The 19180-nt window shown below is 72.2% G+C and carries 16 protein-coding genes; 11 read left to right on the top strand and 5 right to left on the bottom strand.

From position 1 onward, the window contains the following. Positions 1-51: 51 nt before the first annotated feature. Entirely contained in the window at positions 52-432 is a 381-nt protein-coding gene (locus ISP_RS47750) for a hypothetical protein (RefSeq protein ID WP_230468664.1), read from the bottom strand. Between the two features lie 148 nt (positions 433-580). Here ISP_RS47750 and ISP_RS47745 point away from each other — a divergent pair, with 148 nt between their 5' ends. The 8 genes from ISP_RS47745 (at position 581) to ISP_RS47710 (ending at position 9302) form a co-directional block, all read left to right on the top strand. Then, on the top strand, positions 581-1105 hold the full coding sequence (locus tag ISP_RS47745) for a YbaB/EbfC family nucleoid-associated protein (RefSeq protein ID WP_013231027.1): 525 nt from the start codon (positions 581-583) through the stop codon (positions 1103-1105). 23 nt (positions 1106-1128) lie between these two features. Continuing rightward, complete coding sequence (locus tag ISP_RS47740) at positions 1129-1443, top strand: hypothetical protein (protein ID WP_013231026.1); 315 nt, start codon at positions 1129-1131, stop codon at positions 1441-1443. Between the two features lie 3 nt (positions 1444-1446). Then, complete coding sequence (locus tag ISP_RS47735) at positions 1447-2604, top strand: WXG100 family type VII secretion target (protein WP_013231025.1); 1158 nt, start codon at positions 1447-1449, stop codon at positions 2602-2604. A 131-nt stretch (positions 2605-2735) separates the two neighbouring features. Further along, positions 2736-3692, top strand: coding sequence for a hypothetical protein (locus ISP_RS47730; RefSeq protein WP_230468663.1), 957 nt, complete (start codon positions 2736-2738; stop codon positions 3690-3692). A gap of 300 nt (positions 3693-3992) precedes the next feature. Beyond that, positions 3993-4862 (top strand): ribokinase, encoded by an 870-nt coding sequence (locus tag ISP_RS47725; protein WP_014467890.1) that lies wholly within the window; start codon positions 3993-3995, stop codon positions 4860-4862. A gap of 28 nt (positions 4863-4890) precedes the next feature. Next, positions 4891-5628 carry a hypothetical protein gene (locus ISP_RS47720; RefSeq protein WP_013231022.1) on the top strand — a complete coding sequence of 246 codons (738 nt, stop codon included), beginning with the start codon at positions 4891-4893 and terminating at the stop codon, positions 5626-5628. Further along, entirely contained in the window at positions 5621-7327 is a 1707-nt protein-coding gene (gene ptsP, locus ISP_RS47715) for a phosphoenolpyruvate--protein phosphotransferase (RefSeq protein WP_378251343.1), read from the top strand. Before ISP_RS47720 ends, ptsP begins: the two co-directional genes overlap by 8 nt. Before the next feature lie 541 nt (positions 7328-7868). Next, a complete protein-coding gene (locus ISP_RS47710; protein ID WP_013231020.1) occupies positions 7869-9302 on the top strand; it encodes an MFS transporter in 1434 nt (477 codons plus the stop codon). Positions 9303-9373: 71 nt separating this feature from the next. Here the strand turns inward: ISP_RS47710 and ISP_RS47705 are convergent, their stop codons facing one another. Beyond that, the gene (locus tag ISP_RS47705; RefSeq protein WP_014467889.1) at positions 9374-10036 is read right to left on the bottom strand and encodes a DUF1707 SHOCT-like domain-containing protein; all 663 of its coding nucleotides are present in this window, start codon (positions 10034-10036) and stop codon (positions 9374-9376) included. A 126-nt stretch (positions 10037-10162) separates the two neighbouring features. On the opposite strand from ISP_RS47705, the gene ISP_RS47700 reads away from it, so the two are divergent. Next, positions 10163-11128 (top strand): hypothetical protein, encoded by a 966-nt coding sequence (locus tag ISP_RS47700; RefSeq protein WP_230468662.1) that lies wholly within the window; start codon positions 10163-10165, stop codon positions 11126-11128. A gap of 4 nt (positions 11129-11132) precedes the next feature. Here ISP_RS47700 and ISP_RS47695 read toward each other — a convergent pair whose 3' ends face one another. The 3 genes from ISP_RS47695 to ISP_RS47685 are packed head-to-tail and all read right to left on the bottom strand — an operon-like array spanning position 11133 to position 14133. Then, positions 11133-11801, bottom strand: coding sequence for a response regulator (locus ISP_RS47695; protein WP_013231017.1), 669 nt, complete (start codon positions 11799-11801; stop codon positions 11133-11135). Then, complete coding sequence (gene macS / locus ISP_RS47690; RefSeq protein WP_013231016.1) at positions 11798-12934, bottom strand: MacS family sensor histidine kinase; 1137 nt, start codon at positions 12932-12934, stop codon at positions 11798-11800. Before macS ends, ISP_RS47695 begins: the two co-directional genes overlap by 4 nt. Continuing rightward, a complete protein-coding gene (locus ISP_RS47685; protein WP_013231015.1) occupies positions 12931-14133 on the bottom strand; it encodes an AI-2E family transporter in 1203 nt (400 codons plus the stop codon). Before ISP_RS47685 ends, macS begins: the two co-directional genes overlap by 4 nt. A gap of 225 nt (positions 14134-14358) precedes the next feature. Between ISP_RS47685 and ISP_RS47680 the strand changes: the two genes are divergently transcribed. Together ISP_RS47680 and ISP_RS47675 are read left to right on the top strand one after the other, a co-directional pair. Beyond that, complete coding sequence (locus tag ISP_RS47680) at positions 14359-15357, top strand: hypothetical protein (protein WP_013231014.1); 999 nt, start codon at positions 14359-14361, stop codon at positions 15355-15357. 263 nt (positions 15358-15620) lie between these two features. After that, positions 15621-19034, top strand: a complete 3414-nt coding sequence (locus ISP_RS47675) for a beta strand repeat-containing protein (RefSeq protein WP_020971684.1) — start codon at positions 15621-15623, stop codon at positions 19032-19034. Positions 19035-19180 lie beyond the last annotated feature (146 nt).

The following is a 19180-nucleotide window of genomic DNA, read 5'->3' as shown; positions in this document are numbered from 1 at the left end:
CTCCCCTCGCGTTCGATCTCCCCTCTTGCGTCACGGACAATACCCCACCGGTTACCGGCTGTGCGGCGAATCGGCCAGGTCAGGCGTTTGCACCTGCCACCGGATCAGCGGGCGCAGCAGCCACATGCAGATGACGACCATGCCGAGCGCCCCGAAGAAGTGCACGGCCCAGGCCCCGATCAGCGACGGGCCGCCCCATGACCCGGCGGCTCCGGCCTCGGTCCAGAAGAACCCGAAGGTTCCGATCCGCCCGACGAGGTACCAGACCAGCAAGGCGATCGGAAAAGCCGCGACGGCGGCGCCGAAGCCACCTCGCTTCGGCTCGGCGCCGAGCCACCGCCGCGCGAGCCACCGCCGCGCTTTCGGACCGGCCAGGTACGCGGGCAGCGCGAGGGCTGCGTAGATCGTCCGTTTCCAGTCAGAGATGGTCATGTAGAGCACAGTAGGAGCCGCTGACCAGCGCGAACACCAGGATTGCCACCCGGATGAGGTGAGGAAAACCGGAACTCCCGCGAAACTGTCGGGGCGGTATGCCACACTCGGTCGCCGAATGGCTACTGACGTGAACGGGGAGGTTCGCGTGTCGAACCCTGAGCAGCTGATCGCGGACTTCGAAGCCCGGATGGCGAAGTCCCGGCGCAAAGCTGATCGGATGGTCAGCGAGATCGAAGCGGTCTCGGTTTCCGAGCGCAGCAAAGACGGCCAGATCGGGGTGAAGGTCGACCACGCCGGCAACCTCGTCGGCCTGGAGATCGGCCTGGGCGTACGGGACAAGCCCGACCTCGCCGAGGAGATCCTCCGCACCGTCAAGTCCGCCCAGAGCAAGCTCGCCTGGGCGGTACAGGCCGGAGTCACCGATCCGGTCGGCCCCGAAGTGATGAACCAGCTGGTCAGCCGGCTCGAGCAGGCCTTCCCGGCACCCGAACCGGAAGGGTTCGCCCCGCCGCCGGCCGCGCCGCGCGACGAGGGCGACCGGTTCGTGCCGGAAGAGGAGCGGCAGCTGCCCACGCCGCCGAAATCGCCGGAGCCGCCGCGCGCGCCGCGCCCGTCGTCCGACGAAGGCCGCGACGACGACTACTTCAGCGACGGCGACTACCTGCGCTGAAGCGCGGGCGAGGGAGGGGAACCATGGCCGGACCAGGCGGCCCGGGCTTCGCGGTCGACCCGCAGGAGCTGCGGAAACACCGCGAGAACATCGAGGCGATCACCGACCGGATCGACAAGTGCACGGAAGCCGCCCGCGCGACCGAGCACCCCGAAGCGTTCGGCCTGCTCGGCATCCCGCTCGCGGCGATCTGCGCGCTCGCCCAGCAGGCGGCGGAGATCGCGATCGAATCGGCGTCGACGTCGTCCTACGACCATTCGGCCCGCATTCAGCTGTGGCAGCAGCTGAAGGAAGCCGACGAGGCGGAGTTCAAGGACGTCTTCAAGGTGGAGGACTGAGCCTTGGCCGAAAACTCGCTGATCAAGACGGACGCAGCGGACGACCGCAAGGTTTGGGAGGGTGCCGGCCTCGTCCAGGACTTCCTGGACGCGGGCGCCGCCGTTGCCGACGGCAACTGGACCGAAGGCCTGGTTGACGCCGCGTTCGGTGCCGGCGACATCGCGGAACTCGTGGCGGATCCGATCGGGACACTCGCTTCGGCCGCCGTCGGCTGGGCGATGGAGTTCTTCCCGTGGCTGCGTGAGCCGCTCGACTGGCTCACGGGTGACCAGACCGCCCTGGAGAACATGGTCGGGACCTGGGAGAACGTCGGCAAGGAACTGGAGAAGATCAGCACCGACCTCCAGGACACCGTCAAGAAGGACAGCGCCGCCTGGGAAGGCGCCTCGGCCGACGCCTACCGTGCCTTCGCCGAAGATCGCGCGGCGACGTACGCGGGGGTCGCGACCGGCGCCAACGCGATCGCGAAGCTGGTCGACATCTGCAAGACGATCCTGAGCGTCGTGCGCTCGATCGTGCGCGACCTGATTTCCGATTGCGTCGGCAAGCTCATCAGCATCGCCTGCCGGTTCCCGGGCCCGGCCCTGCCGGTGGGCATGGCCACCGAGGGCACCGCGGAAGCCGTCAAGACCGGCAGCAAGTGCATGGAGTGGATCAAGAAGCTGCTGAAGGCCTTCAAGAAGGCGCAGGAGCTGTTCCACCGCATCAGCGACATCTTCCGGCGGGTCAAGGGTGCCCTGAAGCGCGGCGCGGAGAGCTTGCCCGGCCCGCTCAAGAAGGTCGGCAAGCTGATCAAGGACGAACCGCGCGACACCCGGACGTTCCTCGAAAAGGTCAAAGATGAACGGCCTGACCGGAAGCGGTGGAAGGAGATCGTCTCCTCGGACAAGCCGCTCGGGGAGAACCTCGAGAACGTCGGCAAGGAGTTCCGCAGCGACGTCCGGAAGGAGTTCGGCGAGAAGTTCGGGGAGAACTTCGGCAAGGAGGTCTGGGACGACGCCAAGAAGGAATGGCGCAAGGAGTCCCGGAAGAAGAAGGCCGAAGGGCTCGACGACTGGGCGGGCGGGGACGACGACGATGCCCCGGAGAAGGAGACCACCGGCCGGTCCCCAGTCTTCGAACAGCCGGGCACGCAGCGGATTTCGGGGTCGATCGAGTGACCGGGCCGCAGGGTGATCGACTCGTCGTTTCGCGGACGGATGGGCCGCACTGGATCCTGGCCGGCGTGCTCCTGTGCGTGGCCGGCGGATTCTTCTGGATGGCCTTGGCGGCCACGCCACAGGGTCCTCGCGTGCCCGGGTGGGTCTTCGGCGGAAGCTTCGGACTGCTGGGGCTGAACCTGGTCTTCCGGTCGCTGAAGAAGCCGGTCCGGAACGAGCTCGTCATCGAGCCCGCCGGGATCTCCCGGGTGATCGGCGGAGTCGCGTGGGCACTGCGATGGGATGAACTCCGGGCGGCTTCGGTCGTCAAGGGCACCCAGAAGGGCGCCCGTCACCAGGTCGTGCTCAGCCCGGCGGACGACCGGTTCGAAAGCCGCAGCCGGAGCCTCGTCCGCATCGGCGACGGCGGCTTCCTGGTGGCCGGGCTCGAGCTGTACGAGACTGAAGTCCCGCGCGTGCGGGAGCTGCTGGCCAAGCACGTCGGCGTCACGCCCGAACGGGTCCCCGACACCCAGGCTCCCGCGCCACCGCCGCCGGTTCGGCCGACGGTGCCGGAGTGGGTGCCGCCGCCGGTCGAGCCGTCCGGTTCCGTCACGATCCACGTCAACGGCTGGAACCGGGTGCTGCTGCGCTGGCTGCGGTTCTTCGCCCTCATGATCGAGGTGGGGCTCGGCGCGGTGATCGAGTTCGGCCCGCGGAACGGGATCCGCACCGCGTGCCTCGTCGTGTTCATCGCCGTCTTCGCCGGCATGTCCTGGGTGGCGGTCCTCGAACAACAGAGCCGCGCCCGGAAGGCGCGGGTCCTGCTGGAGCTTTCGGCCGCCGGCCTCCGGTGGACGACGTACTACCGGAAGTTCACGATCTCCTGGGCGGAGCTCGCGGAGCTGAGGCTGCCGTCCGGTCACCTCGAGTTCCGGCCCGCCGCCGACGGCTTCCCGCTCGACCGTCCGGACCTCGAGCCCCTGCGGCTGGGCGACGGCTGGTACCGGATGCCGCGCACACTGAGCGCGACGGCGGTGAGGCAGTTCGAAACGCACATCCGGAGCGTCTTGCCTGCCGGAGTGCCCCTGGCGCTCGGCCGGGGGTGACGGGGGCGCCGCCGACGCCGATCACTCGGGGGGCTACGTGATCGGCGCCGGCGACCCGATGCCCTGCCCGGCTCGCGCCGGTTGGGGCAACGTCACCACGTCTCCGCGATGACGCACCAGGAGAGCGGGACCGGGGCCACGAAGTGACGGCCGGGGGACAGGCATCCCCCGATCGAGTGACAGGCTTCCGCTGCTCGCATGATTGTCGCACTCAGCCCCGGATAAGTTACAAAAACCTTCACTTTCCCCTTGCTTGCCGGGGCTGACCTGGTCCGGACCGGTTTCTGGCACAGTGCGGGTATGAACTCCGACGTCCTCGTTGTGGGATCCGCCAATGCCGACCTCGTCGTCGCGGTGGATCGGCGGCCGGGCGGTGGGGAGACGGTGCTGGCCGGCGACACCGTGCTCTCGCCGGGCGGCAAGGGCGCCAACACGGCGGTCGCGGCGGGCCGGCTCGGCGCGGACGTCGCGCTGCTCGGGGCCGTCGGCGACGATCCCTACGGCAGGCTGCTGCTCGATTCGCTCCGCGCCGCCGGCGTCGACACCGGGCTCGTGCGCACCAGCGAACGGCCGACCGGCATCGCCTACATCACCGTCACCCCGGACGGCGAGAACTCGATCCTCGTCTCCCCCGGCGCCAACTCCAGCCTGGAGCCCGCCGATGTCGACGCCGTTTTCGACGGGGTGGAGATCATGGTCGTCTCCCTGGAGGTGCCGCTGCCGACCGTCGAGCACGCCGTCGCGCGGGCCGCCGAAAAGGGCGTGCGGGTGCTGCTGAACCTGTCGCCGGCGGCGAAGCTCTCCCCGGAGACGCTGGCCAGGCTCGACGTCCTGCTGGTCAACGAGCACGAGGCCGCCTGGCTCACCGGACCCGGCGCGGATTTCCGGAAGCTGCTCGACCTCGGGCCGCGCGCGGCCGTCGTCACGCTCGGCGCGGCCGGCGCCGTCGTCGTCGAAGCCGGGTCGGTGAGCCGCGTGGAGTCGCCGAAGGTCGAGGCCGTGGACACCACCGGAGCCGGGGACGCCTTCGCCGGCGCGCTCGCCGCGTCGCTCGCCGACGGTGCCGACCTGGTCTCCGCGGCGAAGCGAGCCGTGCGCGTCGCGGCGTTCAGCGTGACCCGGCATGGCGCGCAGCCGTCCTACCCCACCGCCGCCGACCTGGGGGAATGATCACCCGCGTCGCCGTGTTGCAAGTCACATGGGCGACTCGTTCGACTCGGCCTGGTGGCGTGGCTACGCGGCTCAGCTGCGGGCGATCGCGGACGCACGCCGTCCCGACCGGCTCGCGATCATGCCGCTCGACGAAACCCTCAAGGCGCTCGGCAAGCAGACCGAGCTCGACGAAGGCGTCTACGACGTGCCGCTGGAGGGGGTCGTCGGCACGGTCGCGCGCGCCGGGGACTTCGACCGCGAGTTCCGGCCACGCAACCGTGCCCTGCGCGACCGCTGGGAGCACCTGACGCGGACGTCGGCGGACTTGCCGCCGGTGCGGCTCGTGCGCCTGTCCGACATGTTCTTCGTCGAGGACGGCCACCACCGCGTCGGCATCGCCCGGGCGCGCGGCGTCCGGACCATCCGCGCGCGGGTCCGGTGGATCGGCACGGTCGCCTGTGCGCTGCGTTGCCTGACGCTCGCCGACCTGCCGTCGAAGACCGCCGAGCGCATGTTCCTCGAGCGCGTACCGCTGCCGGACGACGTCCGCCTCGGGCTGTGGCTCGACGACCCGGCCGACTGGTTCCGGCTCGCCGACTCGGCCGAGGCCTGGGGTTTCCGCCGTATGCTGGCCGGACGGCCCGTGCGCAGCCGCGACGAATTGGCCGACTCCTGGTGGCGCGAGGAGGTCCAGCCGGTGCTCGACCAGGTACGGCAGCGCGGTTTGTGCCCGCCACCACGAGATATCCAGGCCTACCTGAGCTATGGTCTAGACCATGCCTGAGTTTGATGCCGCCTCCGCCGGGTCCGATGCCGCCTCCGCGGGAAAGAGTGTGTCGGCTGTCGATGCCGCCTCCGCGGGGTCCCTGACCGGGGTCGCCGTCAGCCCCGGCCGGGCGAGTGGTCCCGTCGTCCGGGTCGCGGAGCCGCTCGGCGAGCCCGCCGCGACCCCCACCCCGGCCGACCCGGCCGCCGAGGCCGCCCGGATCGCTCCCGCGGCCGCGATCGTCGCCGGCCGGCTGGAGAAGCAGGCCGAGACCGCCACCGGCGAGGCCGCGACCATTCTCATCACCACCGCGGCGATGGCGGCCGACCCGGCGCTCACCGCCCAGGCCGAAACGCTGGTCAAGACGCAGGGCTTGCCCGCCGGGCGCGCTGTCTACCAAGCCGCCGAAGGCTTCGCCGAAGCGCTGGCCGCGGCCGGCGGGTACATGGCCGAGCGCGTCCGCGACGTCCGCGACGTGCGCGACCGGCTGATCGCCGAGCTGCTCGGCATCGCGCCGCCGGGGGTGCCCGAGCTGGCGGCGCCGAGCGTCCTGGTCGCCCGCGACCTGGCCCCGGCCGACACCGCCGGCCTCGACCCGGCGAAGGTCCTCGCCCTGGTCACCGAAGAGGGCGGCCCCACCAGCCACACCGCGATCCTGGCGCGGGCGCTGGGCATCCCGGCCGTTGTCGCGGTGCGCGGGCTGCTCGCGCTGGACGCGCAAGCGCTTGCGGTCGACGGCGACACGGGCACGGTCGAGATCGCGGACCCGTCGGCCCCGGTCGTCACGGCGACGGTGGCCCAGCTCGCCGAGTGGAACGGCACGGGCGCAACGGCCGACGGCCACCGCGTGAAGGTCTACGGCAACGTCGGCTCCCCGGCCGACGCCCAGGCCGCCGCCGACGCGGGCGCCGAAGGGGTCGGCCTGTTCCGCACGGAGTTCTGCTACCTCGACGCCTCGGACGAGCCATCGGTCGCCGACCAGCGCGCGGCGTACACGGCGGTGCTTTCGCCGTTCCGCGGCAAGCCGGTGATCGTGCGGACCCTCGACGCGGGCGCCGACAAGCCTCTGGCGTTCCTGTCCCCGGAAGCCGAGCCGAACCCGGCGCTGGGCGTCCGCGGCCTGCGCGTGGCGTTCGACCGCCCCGAGGTGCTGGACCGCCAGCTCGAGGCCATCGCGGGCGCGGCCGAAGATTCCGGCGCCGAGGTGTCGGTGATGGCCCCGATGGTGGCCACGGTCGAGGAAGCGGCCTGGTTCGCGTCCCGGGTGCGGGCGGCGGGCATCGCCCGGGCGGGCGTGATGATCGAGATCCCGGCGGCGGCGCTGAGCGCCCGCGAGATCCTGGAAGCGGTGGACTTCGTCTCGGTGGGCACGAACGACCTGGCCCAGTACACGTTCGCGGCGGACCGCCAGCTGGGCGCGGTGGCCAAGCTCAACGACCCGTGGCAGCCGGCCCTCTTGCGCCTGCTGAAGCTGATCGGCGACGCGGCCAAGGCCACCGGCAAGCCGGCCGGCGTCTGCGGCGAAGCGGCAGCCGACCCGCGGTTGGCCCTGGTCCTGGCGGGCCTGGGCCTGACCAGCTTGTCGATGAACGCCCCGGCAGTCCGCGCGGTGGGAGCAAGCCTGGCGGCGGCAACCCTCGCGGAGTGCGAAGCCTTGGCGGAAGCAACCTTGGCCACAACGGACCCGGCATCAGCCCGCGCCGCGGCGCGCCCCTGAAGAATCGCCACCGTAGGCCGGGTGCGGGCCCGGCCGGACCGACGCGCGGGCCGCTGAGCTCCGCTTGACGGTGCCCGTTTTGGCCGTGCTTGCCCCTGGGCCCGGGTCGCTCCGAGTCGATGCGCCTGGGTTCGGGTCGGCCTGTTCCGCCGACTTCACTTTCGCCCGGCTCGCCATGGCCCGACCGCCTTGGCGAGCCGACCTCGCTTGACCGCCGAACCCGGCGCCGACCTGCCATATCGCCCGGCCCGTTCGTTTCGCCCCAGCGCGAATCATGCCGCCGCCCGCGGGGGATCCCCCCACTTTCAGTCTATCGGTTATCACCGACAGTGCTGACTTGTGCGACTCTGGAACAGCGTGGTTGTCCACATTTATCGAGGGGTGTGGGCAACCCGCCTCGAGCTCGTGAATGCCGTCCCGACATCTCCGGGACGGCCTTCGCCGCGTTCGATCAGAAAAGATTCCGGGCGTTGTCGATCCCGCCCGTGGCCGCTCGACGAAGAGGTGAGAAGCGAAGCACCCGAGTCGAGAGGACCTCACCATGACCGCCACCATCTCCGGCCCGGCCGAAGCCGGCGCCGCGGCCGGTGCCCAGGCACGAGCCGTCCGGGCCGGGCGTCGGGAGTGGATCGGGCTGGCCGTGCTGGCCTTGCCCACCCTGCTCGTCTCGCTCGACGTCTTCGTCCTCGTGCTCGCCCTGCCGAAACTCGCCCTCAGCCTGCACGCCGATGGCACCGAACAGCTCTGGATCATGGACACCTACGGCTTCATGGTCGCCGGGTTCATGGTCACCATGGGGACCCTCGGCGACCGGATCGGCCGCCGGAAACTCCTCCTCATCGGCGCCGCCGCCTTCGGGGGTGCCTCCGTTCTCGCCGCCTTCTCCACCAGTGCCGGCATGCTCATCGCCGCTCGGGCCGCGCTCGGGATCGCCGGAGCCACGCTCGGTCCCTCGACCCTCTCGCTCATCGGCACCCTGTTCGAAAACCCGCGGCAGCGGGCCGAAGCCATCGGGATCTGGGCCGGCTGCTTCACCGTCGGCGCGATCGTCGGGCCGATGGTCGGCGGCTTCATGCTCGAACACTTCTGGTGGGGCTCGGTCTTCCTGCTCGGCGTCCCCGCCATGGTCCTTCTCCTCGTCATCGGCCCGAAGCTGCTGCCGGAGTACCGGGACGAGACCGCCGGACGCCTCGACCTGCCGAGCGTCGCCCTCTCCCTCGGCGCGATCCTGCCCGCCGTCTACGGCGTCAAGGAACTCGCCCGCGATGGCGTCCACCTCACCGCGCTGCTCGCCCTCGGGGCCGGCCTGGTCATCGGGTACGTCTTCGTCAGGCGGCAGCGCGCTCTCGCCGACCCGCTCATCGACTTCAGCCTGTTCGCCGCGAAGGCGTTCCGCACCACCCTCGGCGGGATGCTGCTGTTCAGCATGCTCGGCGGCACCACCATGCTGTTCGTCGCGCAGTTCTTCCAGCTCGCGCAGCACCTGTCGCCGGTCGGGGCCGCGCTGGGGCTGCTGCCCGGGATGGCCGGTTCGACCGTCAGCTTCCTCGCCGCTCCCGTGCTCGCCCGCCGGGTCCGGCCCGGCGCGCTGATCGCCGGCGGGGTGGCGCTCGCCGCGGCCGGCATGGCGATCCTCGCCCTCGTCGAGCCCGCGGCCGGACCGGTGTGGCCGGCTCTCGGGTTCGCCGTGACGTCGCTGGGTGTCGGGCCGATGGTCGCGCTGGGCACTGACCTCGTCGTCGGCTCGGTTCCGGTGCGCAAGGCGGGCGCCGCCGCTTCCCTGGCCCAGACCGTCAACGAATTCGGCTACTCCTTCGGCCTCGCCACCGTCGGCACGCTCGGCAACGCCGTCGCCCGCTCCTACGGCCTGCCCGCCGGGTTGCACGTCGCCGCCGGGCTCGCCACCGTCGCCTTCGCCGTCCTCGTCTGGTTCGTCGCCCGGCACCTGCGGTCGATCCGGCCGCTGGCCGCCTGACGAGCGAAGGCCTCCCCACCCGATGCCTGGGTGGGGAGGCCTTCTTGACGCCGGGGGCAGAGGGGCCCCGGCTAGCCGAAGATGCCGCGCCGCGGGTGCCGGATGACCAGCGATCCGCCGTGCACGCGGCCGCTCAGCACGTACCGGGGGTTGCCCATCCGGCCGTTGCTGCGCGTCTTGTCCTCCATCGCGCCGAACTTGACGTCGCTGATCGAGTTCAGGTCCACCGCGGCGTGCTCCGGGATGATGATCTCGACCGAGCCCCACTTGGCGTCCAGCTCGATGTGCACCACCGGCGACTGCACCTGGGCCTCGGTGAAGTCGAGCTTCGTCGAGCCGTACTTGTTGCGCACGACCAGCTCGGACGGCACCACCCACGGGCCGCCGCGGTGCAGCGACGAATACTTCGCGTTGAGCTCGATGCGCCGCCCCGGCGAATAGCCGCCGTAGCTCGCCGGAGCCGCGTACGCCGGCGCGGCGGCGAGGGCCGCGGCCGGGTGGTAGAGGCCGGCCAGGTCGGCCAGCACGGCGTTCAGCTCGCCGCGCGTCCTCGACGCCAGTGCGCGGTCGGTGCGCTCGGTGAACTCGTCGAGGTCGAGCATGCCGCGGCCGATCGCCTTCTGCAGCACGCCGACGACGTGCTCGCGCTCGTCGTCGGACACCCGAAGATCGCGCTCGCTCAACGGCTTGGTTTCGGTCACCGGTTGCGCCGTCGTGGTCTCTTCCTCACCCATGTCCACGATGGTAGAACTGGATTCCACCAGGGAGATCGGGGGAAAACCCTGAACAGACCCGTAGTCCGCGCCGCTGCCGCCACCGCGGCCGCCGTGCTGCTGGCCGGGTGCACCAGCGAACCCCCGATGCCACCGCCGGCTCCGCTGGCGGAACTCTCCGGCATCCACGCCACCGGCGGCATCGGCGTCTCCGCGCTGCTGCCGACTGTCGGACCCACCCTGTTCGACGCCGACCGCGGCCCCGCGGCCACCCCGCCTGGCTACCCCGGTGGTGACGTCCGGCTGGACGTCGTGCGGGTCGGGAAGCACGTCGTCCTGACGGTCCACCCGCCGTACTCCCGGGACGCCGAGCCCTTCGAAATCCTCGAGTACACCGGGACGTCGAGCCCGCCGCGGTCCCTCGGCCGCGCCTGGTCGGCGGGTCCGGACGCCGGCGGCGAAGGCGTGTGGCTGATCCGGCAGGACGCGCCGGACGACTGCCGGCTCGAGCACGACTCGCTCGCCGCGGGCGAGCTCAGCCACGGCCAGCCCGCCAGCTGCCGCACCCGGGTGCGGACCGAGACCGCGCACGGCCTGCTGATCACCATCAACGCCGGCGCCGCCGAGTCGACCGACGCCCTGATCGAACCGGCGACCGGCCGCACGATCCGGCAGTCGCCGCGCATCCTGGGCGCCGCCGGCGACTGGATGCTGCTCGACGGCCTGACCGACTTGACCTTGGTCAACCTGCGGGACAACAGCAGCGAGAAGCTCAGCCGGCCCTCGATCGGCGCGGCGCCCACCGTGGTGCCCTCGCGTGAAGGAACCATCTGGGCCGTCGACTTCGCGGACTCCGCCTACCGCCACACCAACACGCAGACGCGGGACATCTGGCTGCTCCGCCCGGACGGGCCGACCTGGGACCACGCCCCCGGGATGCCGTACATCACCGAACACCTCAACCACGGTGGCGGCTTCGACTGGTCGGACGCCGGTGACCTCGTGCTCGCCGACGGCGTCCTCGCCGCCTGGCACCCCGGCGAACCGCAGTGGCGGCTGAGCGCGGCCGCGTTGCCGCAGGGCAGCTGGAGCGGCTTCGCGGTCCTCCCCTGAGGGATCAATCCTCGTCGAGGCCGTGCTCGATCGCGTACCGGGCCAGCTCGACGCGGTTGTGCAGCTGCAGCTTCCGCAGCGTCGACTGCACGTGGTTCTCCACCGTGCGGTGCGACAGCACGAGCCGCTCGGCGATCTGCCGCGCCGTCAGCCCCTTCGCGACCAGGCGCAGGACGTCGGTTTCGCGCTCGGTCAGCCGCGGTGGCTCGGCGCCCGCGGCGTCCTCGCTCGACGCGTCGGCCATCCGCCGGTACTCGCCGAGCACCAGCCCGGCCAAGCCCGCGGTGAACACCGGGTCGCCGGCGGCGGTGCGGTGGACGGCGTCGACCAGCTCCACCGCGGACGCCGACTTGACCAGGTAGCCGGACGCGCCGGCCTTCACCGCCTCCAGGACGTCCTTGTGCTCGCCGCTCGCCGAGAGCACCAGCACCTTCGTCGACGGCAGCGCGGCGGTGATCTCGCGTGTCGCGTCCACGCCCGAAGTGCTGCCGAGGTTGAGGTCCATGAGGACGACGTCCGGCTGCACGGTCCGGGCGATCCGCAGCGCCGCGTCGGCGTCCGGCGCGGTCGCCCGCACGTCGAAGCCGTGTTCGGTCAGGTCGCGGGCCACCCCGTCCCGCCAGATCGGGTGGTCGTCGACCACCATCACGGAAATCCGTGGTTCGTCACTCATTTCCTACCCCTCGTGCTCGGCACCCTGACCTCCCACTCCGTGCCCCGGCCGGGCCCGGTGTCGAGGGTCGCGCTCCCGCCGAGGTCGCGGACCCGCCCCCGGATGGATTCCACCACGCCGAGGTGCCCGTCCGCGGCGGCTTGCTCGAGAACGCCGTCCGGTATGCCCGGTCCGTCGTCGCGGATGCTCACCACGACCTCGTCGCCGAGGTCCTCCAGCAGCACCCACGCGTGCGCGTCCGGGCCCGCGTGCTTCTCGACGTTCGCCAGCGCTTCGCGGGTCACGGCGACCAGTTCGCCGGTGACGTGCGCCGGCAGTTCGACGTCGTCCGCCGGGGCCGAGACCTGCACCGACGGTGTCGCGAGCACCTGCAACGCGGCGCGCAGGCTCATCTTGCCGCTGTCGTTCGGCGCCGCCGGCTCGGTGGTCACCAGCGACCGCAGGGCGATCTCCTGCTCGCCGGCCAGCCGGGCCAGCTCCGCCGCCTCACCGCCGACCTCGTTGCCGCGCTTGCGGACCCGCGCGAGCACCTGCAGCACGCTGTCGTGGATCGACCGGGCCAGCCGCTCCCGCTCGGCCGTCGCCGCTTCCTTCCGCAGCGCCTGCTCCAGCCGCGCCGCCGACCGGCGGGCCATCGTCGAGGCCATGCCGACGAGCAGGCCGGCGGCGGCGAGCAGGACGCCGTCGCGGGCGACGTCGAGGTCGAACTTCTCCCGGGCCAGCGCGGTCGCCACGCCGACGACCAGCCCGGCGAGCACCCCGCCGGCCGCGCCGAACCGCGCGCCCGCGGCGACCGGCGGCACGGCCGCCCACACCGTGGTGATGAGCGGGACGTCCAGCGTGAACTGCGCGTCGCTGAGCACCCACGGCGAGGTCAGCAGCAGCCCGGTGGACAGCACGAGGTCGAAGACGACCAGTGCCGGCGGCCGGGTCCGCTCGCGCAGGTAGAAGAAGCTGCTGACGGCCGACCAGACGGCCATCACGCCGAGGACCGTCCACGCCAGCCACTCGCGCCGGTATTCACCGCTCTGGACGATCACCGTGGCGCAGGCGAACGCCCAGGTGAGGAAGCGGAAGGCGAGCACGCCCCGCCACATGGGCGTGACCGGGTCGGGCGTGCGCCGGACGGTCACTGCCCGTCGTCTTCGCCGCGGGTCGCCACCGTGGCCCGCGGGGAGCCGGGCTCGGCGTCGTTCGGCTGTGCGGCCTGGTCCTTGAGGACGTTCACCTCGGCCGGGTCCGGGTTCTCCTCGTGCAGCAGGGACCGGACGCCCGCGTTGAGCACGGCCAGGATCGGCACCGCCATCAGCGCGCCCGCGATCCCGCCCACGACGAGGCCGACGGTGATGGCCAGGACCACGGAGAGGGGGTGCAGCTTCACCGCGCGCCCGAGCAGCAGCGGCTGCAGCACGTGGCTTTCCAGCTGCATCACGCCGATCACGATGGCCAGCACGATCACCGCGCCGATGAAGCCGTTGGTGACCAGGGCGATCAGCACCGCGACACCGCCGGTGAGGACCGCGCCGATGATCGGGATGAACGCGCCGAGGAACACCAGCGTGGCCAGCGGGATCACCAGCGGCACGCCCACGATCCACAGCCCGATGCCGATGCCGACGGCGTCGACGACCGCCACCGCCGCCGTCGCCCGCACGTAGCTGACCAGCGACGCGAACCCGCGCCGCCCGGCGACGTCCACCCGGTTGCGGACCCGGCCGGGCGCGACGCGGACGAGGAACGTCCAGATGCCCTCGCCGCCGCTGAGGAAGAAGATCGTGATGAAGAGGGTGAGCAGGAAGCCGGTGAGGATCTCGCCGACCGTGCTCGCCGTGGTCAGCGCCGTGTCGGTGAGCCAGCTCTGGTTGTTCTGCAGGAATCCGAAGACCTGGTTGATGAACTGCTGGATCTGCTCCTGGCGCAGGTGCGCCGGGCCGTTGATCAGCCATTCCTTGATCTGGTTGAGGCTTTCGTTGAGCTGGCGCTGCAGCTGGGGCAGGCCGCTGGAGAACTGCGTGACGACGAACGTCAGCAGCCCGCCCAGCACCGCGAGCCCGGCGATCAGCACGATCGCCGTCGCCAGCCCGCGCGGGAACCGGACCGCCACCAGCTTCTGCACGGCCGGCGCGAGCAGCGCCGAGAGGAGCAGGGCGATGCCCAGCGGGATCACGACGACGGACAGGCGGCCGATCACCCACCCCACGACGTACAACGCCGCGGCCACCACGATCAACCGCCACGCCAGGGCCGCGCTGATGCGCAGGCCCCGGGGGATCAGGCCGGTGACGTCCTCGTGCTCCGGCAGGAACGGGTCTTCGCGTCGCGCGTGGGTCACCGGCTCACCGTAGCGGCTGGACCGCCCGATTCGGCCGCTTTCCGACCGCCGCGTCCGACACACGGGGCGGCCAGGCATGATCACCGACCGTCAAACCGGGCTACACCGTGTGTCTTTCACACGATGGGGGCATCAAGTCGCTTCGAGGGTGCGCGGCGCGCCGCCGATTTGATTAGGTCGCTTCCGCAACGACCTGATCACGAAGCAAGCACGAGGAGACGACGAGTGGCGAACACCGCGGCGAACGAGAGGCAGGGCGCGAAGCGCGCCGGCCGTCTCGTGTCGCGTGCGCTGCTCGTGCTCGGCGGCGCCGTGGCGGGCACCGCCGCCGTGTGGCTCGTCTCCGGTGCCACCGCTTCCGCGGACGTCGTGGCCGGCCCGAGCGTCGAGGTCGGCACCGCCTCCGTCACCCCGGTCACCGACGCCACGGCAGCCGGGATCGGCGACGCGAACCGCGGTGCCGGGCACTTCGCGGGCGAGGTCGCCGGTGGGGTCGCCGACGTGGCCTGCCACCAGGACGCGACGACGTGGAGCGAGCCGCAGGCCCCGCGTTCGTGCGGTCGCACCGATGCCGGCACCGTCGGGCACGACGTCTCCGAGCACGTCAGCGACTCCGTGACGGACCTCGCCGACGACGCGGTGCTGAGCCCGGCCCAGCGCACCCTCGGCGCGTTCGAGCACATCGCGCGCAAGCCGCAGGACACCCGCCAGGTCATCGAGCAGACCATCGCCCCCGCGCCGGCCACCGACTTCGGCCGCCAGGTGTGGCAGCTGCTCGACCCGGCCCGGCCCGGCGGCCTGGTCCCGCTCCCCGTCCTCCCGGGCGTCGCCCCGGTCGAGGACGGGCCGATGACCTCCGGCGCCGGCCAGGCGGCGGGCACCTCCGCCGTCTCCACCGTCGAACTTCCCGCCGCGCTGCAAGCCGCGCTCGCGATGCCGGCGGGCTGGCAGCACGACGACGTCACCGATGCCGCGGGCCACGCCCGCAACGGGCACCGTGACCTGCCGTCGCCCCTGACCCCGGCGCAGCTTCCGATCGCGCCGGCCGTCCCCACCGCCCCGGGCGGCACCACTGCCCCCGGTGGACACCTCGACGGCTTCAACTTCGGCGTTCCCTTCTGGACGACCGATGCCGTCGACACCGCCGTCGCGGCGATGAGCCGCGCCGGCCTGCGCCACTCGCTGCGCACCCCGGGCGAACAGCCCGGCGTCACTCCTGACTGAACACCTCCCTTCACGGGCCGCTGACGCGTCCACGTCCGTCCTTCGCTGACGGCTTCGCGTCCGCTCCACCCCCGTGACCCGGCGGTGCGCTTTCGTGCGCCCGCACCAAGTGCCATCCCCTCGGTGCGCTCGGACGCCATTCCCCTTTTCGACGAGCGCACACCCATGAACCCGCAAGGGAACCCGAAATAAAGGAGAAAAACCCCATGCAGACGTGGGCAAAGCGCGGACTCCAGACCGCATTTGTCACGGGTGGGTTGCTGATGCTGGGCACCGGCATCGCCTCGGCTGACGAGAACGTCAACCCTGACACCCCTGCCTCACCGCTCGACCTGAACGCCACGGCTCCGATCCAGGAAGCCAACAACGCGGTCGGCACCCCCTTCGGCCAGCTGGACCTGCCCGCCGGGCAGACGGAGCTGAGCACCAAGCCGGTCACCAAGGCCGCGAACGAGGGCGCGAAGCAGTTCGACCAAGCCAGCCCGATCAGCGACAGCACGCTGGGCGGCAAGTTCACCCCGAGCCACCGGAACCTCAAGGGCAACAAGGTCACGGGCGACGTCGTCGTCCCGATCCAGATCGTCGACAACGCGATCGGCGTGATCGGCGACGCGAACGTCGCGGGCACCGACCACTCGCAGACCTGGTCGCACGACCAGGACGTCAAGACGACAGGCCAGGACTCCAGCCTCGCGGGCAACGCCGTTGTCCTCGACTGGGCGCTCCCCGTCCAGATCGCCGGGAACGGCGGTGGCGTCGCCGGCGGCACCGGCCGCGTGATCGGCGGGTCGGCCAGCCAGAGCACCACCGAGACCGGTGACGTCGACACCGACGGCGACGGCTCCTCGCTCTCCGGCAACGTGGTGGCGGGCCAGTTCGCCACCCCGGTGCAGGTGACCGGCAACGCCGCGTCCTACCTGCTCGGCAACGGGCAGAGCCACGGCTACTCCGCCGACACCGTCGCCGCCTCCGGTGGCTCGCTGCTGAGCTCCGGCGACCGGGCCTCCGGGTCGGGCAACGTGGTCGGTGCGCCGATCGCCCTGCCGGTCAAGTTCAACTGCAACTCCGGTGCGGTGTGGGGCTCGCTGTCGAACTCCGACGGCTGCAACACCTCCGCCGACGCCACGTCCGGCGCCGACCGCAAGGTCCGCGGCGGCAGCCCGACCTACCTCGCGACCAGCGGCAACGACTCGTTCCTGTCCGGCAACGCCGGATCGGCCGCGCTGTCCCCGATCGCGAACGTCGCGGGTGTCGCGGGCTCGTGGATCGGCAACGCCTCGGCGGGTCTCCCCGAAACCGGCAGCTCCTCCAGCGCTGCCGACTCGGGTGGCCTGGTCACGACCGCCGGTGACAACTCGAGCGGGTCGGGCAACGTCCTGAACCCGGCGATCGCGCTGCCGGTCGAGGCCTTCGGCATCGGTGGCACCTACATCGGCCAGGCGAACGCCGCGCACGACAACACGACCGACGCCAACGCCGGCGACGGCACCTACACCAGGGGCAACGGCGCCTTCCTGGGCGGCAACCTCCTCAACACCCAGGCCGCGGGCGCGCCCGAGGTCTTCGGTGTCGGCGGCAGCCACATCGGCAACGCGACCGGCGCGGCGACCGAGGACAAGAAGGTCACCGCCGGCGGGTACGACGGCACGCTGGGCCACAACTCGTCCGGCTCGGGCAACCTCGTCCAGGTGCCGGTCGGCCTCCCCGCCGAGGTCTTCGGCATCGGCGGCTCGTTCATCGGCCAGGGCTCCGGCGCGGCCGACGAGACCAAGGTCGTCTCCGGCGGCCGCGGTGGCAACACCAACGACGACAACGGCTTCCTGAGCTCCAACCTCGGCGCGGTGCCGGCGTCGCTGCCGGTGCAGGTCGCCAACATCGGTGGCGCCTTCATCGGCCAGGGCCACGGCAAGGGCTCGACCGACACGACGTCCAACGCGGGCGGCGACCTCAAGGCCAGCGGCCCGGCGGGCGCCGGCGCGGGCAACATCATCGAGGCCCCGGTCGCGCTGCCCGTGCAGGCGATGGGCGTCGGTGGCGCCCTCGCCGGCATCGGCACCGGCGAGAACGACAACATCACCGACGCGACGGCGGGCGGCAACGCCCTGACCGACGGCCGCGACGGTGCGCTGACCGGCAACATCGTGAAGGCCCCGATCGCGGGGGCCGGCAACGTCTTCAGCGACGGGATCGCGGCGGCCGCGCTGGGCACCGGGGCGGGCACCAACGACGTCGAGTCGCAGGCGGGCGGCAACGCCACCACCAACGGCGACCGCGGCAGCGTGGCCGGCAACATCGTCGGCGTGGACCCGCTGGCGGTGGCGCAGGTCTTCGGTGACGCCGTCAGCGCGGCGGGTGTCGCCAAGGGCGCCGGCATCAACATGACCGAGGTTGGGAACTCGGGCGACGACACCACCTCCGGTGTCGAAGGCGCGATCTCCGGCAACATCCTCGACCTGCCGGTGACCGCGATCGCGCAGCTGTTCGGCGACGCGGTGACCGTGGGCGGCGTGGCGAACGCCGTCGGCGAGGACACGCTGACCACGGAGAACGGCGGCAAGGCCCTCACCGCGGGCGACCAGTCCAGCCTGTCGGGCCTCGACCTGTACCACGCGTTCGCGCTCCCGGTGCAGATCTTCGGTGTGCCCCTCGAGCTGCTCGGGGTCGCCACCGCCTACGCGACGGACGCGACGAGCATCGACGACGAGACCGCGGACCCCATCGCGTTCCCGGCCGAGGGCTCGGAGCTGGCGGCTGACGAGCTGCCGTCGCTGGCTGCGCTTCGCAGCGGCCTGCCCACCAAGGGCGGCCTGCCCACCCAGGGTGGGCTGCCGTCGCTGGACGGGCTGATGGCCAAGCTGCCGGTCGCCGGACTGGTCGGCGGCCTGCCGTCGCTGAACGGGCTGACCAGCGCGGTGAAGACCAGCAACCTGTCCACTCAGGGCCTGCCCACCCAGGGGCTGCCCATGCGGGCCGTGCCCGCGGTGGCCGGGGTCGCCGGCAACCTGCCGAACGCCGAGCTGCCCACCCAGGGCCTGCCGGCGGTGGCCGGTCTCGCGAGCAAGCTGCCGACCGCGGGGCTGCCCACCCAGGGCCTGCCCACGCTGCCGGTCGCGGCTCCGCTGGCCACCGAGCGCGCCGACGTGCCGCCGGTGACCAGCCCGCTGTCGGGTGCTTCCGGCCTGGCGCACCTGCCGGCTCCGGCGCTGCCCTCCGCTTCGGCGCTGCCGGTGAACGGCCTGTCGTCGCTGGGCACCCTCGGGGGTCACGGCACTGAGCGTGCGGACGTGCCGGCTGCCGGCCTGCCCGTGGCGCTGCCGGCCCTCGGTGGCGCTCCGGCTCTGCCGAAGGCGGCCCTGCCGAAGCCGGCTCTGCCGGCGCTGCCCGCCGCCTCGGCGCTGCCGGTGAACGGCCTGTCGTCGCTGGGCACCCTCGGGGGCCACGGCACCGAGCGTGCGGACGTGCCGGCCACCGGTCTGCCCGTCGCGGCCCCGGCCCTGCCGGTCGCGCTGCCGACCGCCCTGCCGACGGCTCTGCCGACCGCGCTGCCCGCCGCCCCGGCCCTGCCGGTGAACGCGAAGCTGCCGGTGCTGGACAGCACCCCGCAGGTTCCGGCGATGTCGGGGCTGGACTCGACTGGCTTCCTCGCGAAGCTGCTGGGTCTGGTCAAGCGCAAGTAGTGCGGTGACGCCGGCGGGTTCTCCGGAACCGGGGAACCCGCCGGCCCACGAACCCCGCTGTCACGGCGGCGGGCGCTCCACCGCGCCGCGAGGGCGACCTCGCACGGAGCGCTCCGGCGACGTGACCGCGGCTGCGGGACCACCCG

Source organism: Amycolatopsis mediterranei (assembly GCF_026017845.1).
Classification (GTDB): Bacteria; Actinomycetota; Actinomycetes; order Mycobacteriales; family Pseudonocardiaceae; genus Amycolatopsis; species Amycolatopsis mediterranei.
Note: the sequence above shows the minus strand (reverse complement) of the source record. Positions and strands in the feature narration are given on the sequence as shown.

What these genes read in the sequence shown, in the direction of transcription:
- ISP_RS47750 (WP_230468664.1), bottom strand. Translation starts at nt 432, where the DNA reads ATGACCATCTCTGACTGGAAACGGACGATCTACGCAGCCCTCGCGCTG.
- ISP_RS47740 (WP_013231026.1), top strand. Translation starts at nt 1,129, where the DNA reads ATGGCCGGACCAGGCGGCCCGGGCTTCGCGGTCGACCCGCAGGAGCTG.
- ISP_RS47725 (WP_014467890.1), top strand. Translation starts at nt 3,993, where the DNA reads ATGAACTCCGACGTCCTCGTTGTGGGATCCGCCAATGCCGACCTCGTC.
- ISP_RS47720 (WP_013231022.1), top strand. Translation starts at nt 4,891, where the DNA reads ATGGGCGACTCGTTCGACTCGGCCTGGTGGCGTGGCTACGCGGCTCAG.
- ptsP (WP_378251343.1), top strand. Translation starts at nt 5,621, where the DNA reads ATGCCTGAGTTTGATGCCGCCTCCGCCGGGTCCGATGCCGCCTCCGCG.
- ISP_RS47710 (WP_013231020.1), top strand. Translation starts at nt 7,869, where the DNA reads ATGACCGCCACCATCTCCGGCCCGGCCGAAGCCGGCGCCGCGGCCGGT.
- ISP_RS47705 (WP_014467889.1), bottom strand. Translation starts at nt 10,036, where the DNA reads ATGGGTGAGGAAGAGACCACGACGGCGCAACCGGTGACCGAAACCAAG.
- ISP_RS47700 (WP_230468662.1), top strand. Translation starts at nt 10,163, where the DNA reads ATGCCACCGCCGGCTCCGCTGGCGGAACTCTCCGGCATCCACGCCACC.
- ISP_RS47695 (WP_013231017.1), bottom strand. Translation starts at nt 11,801, where the DNA reads ATGAGTGACGAACCACGGATTTCCGTGATGGTGGTCGACGACCACCCG.
- ISP_RS47675 (WP_020971684.1), top strand. Translation starts at nt 15,621, where the DNA reads ATGCTGGGCACCGGCATCGCCTCGGCTGACGAGAACGTCAACCCTGAC.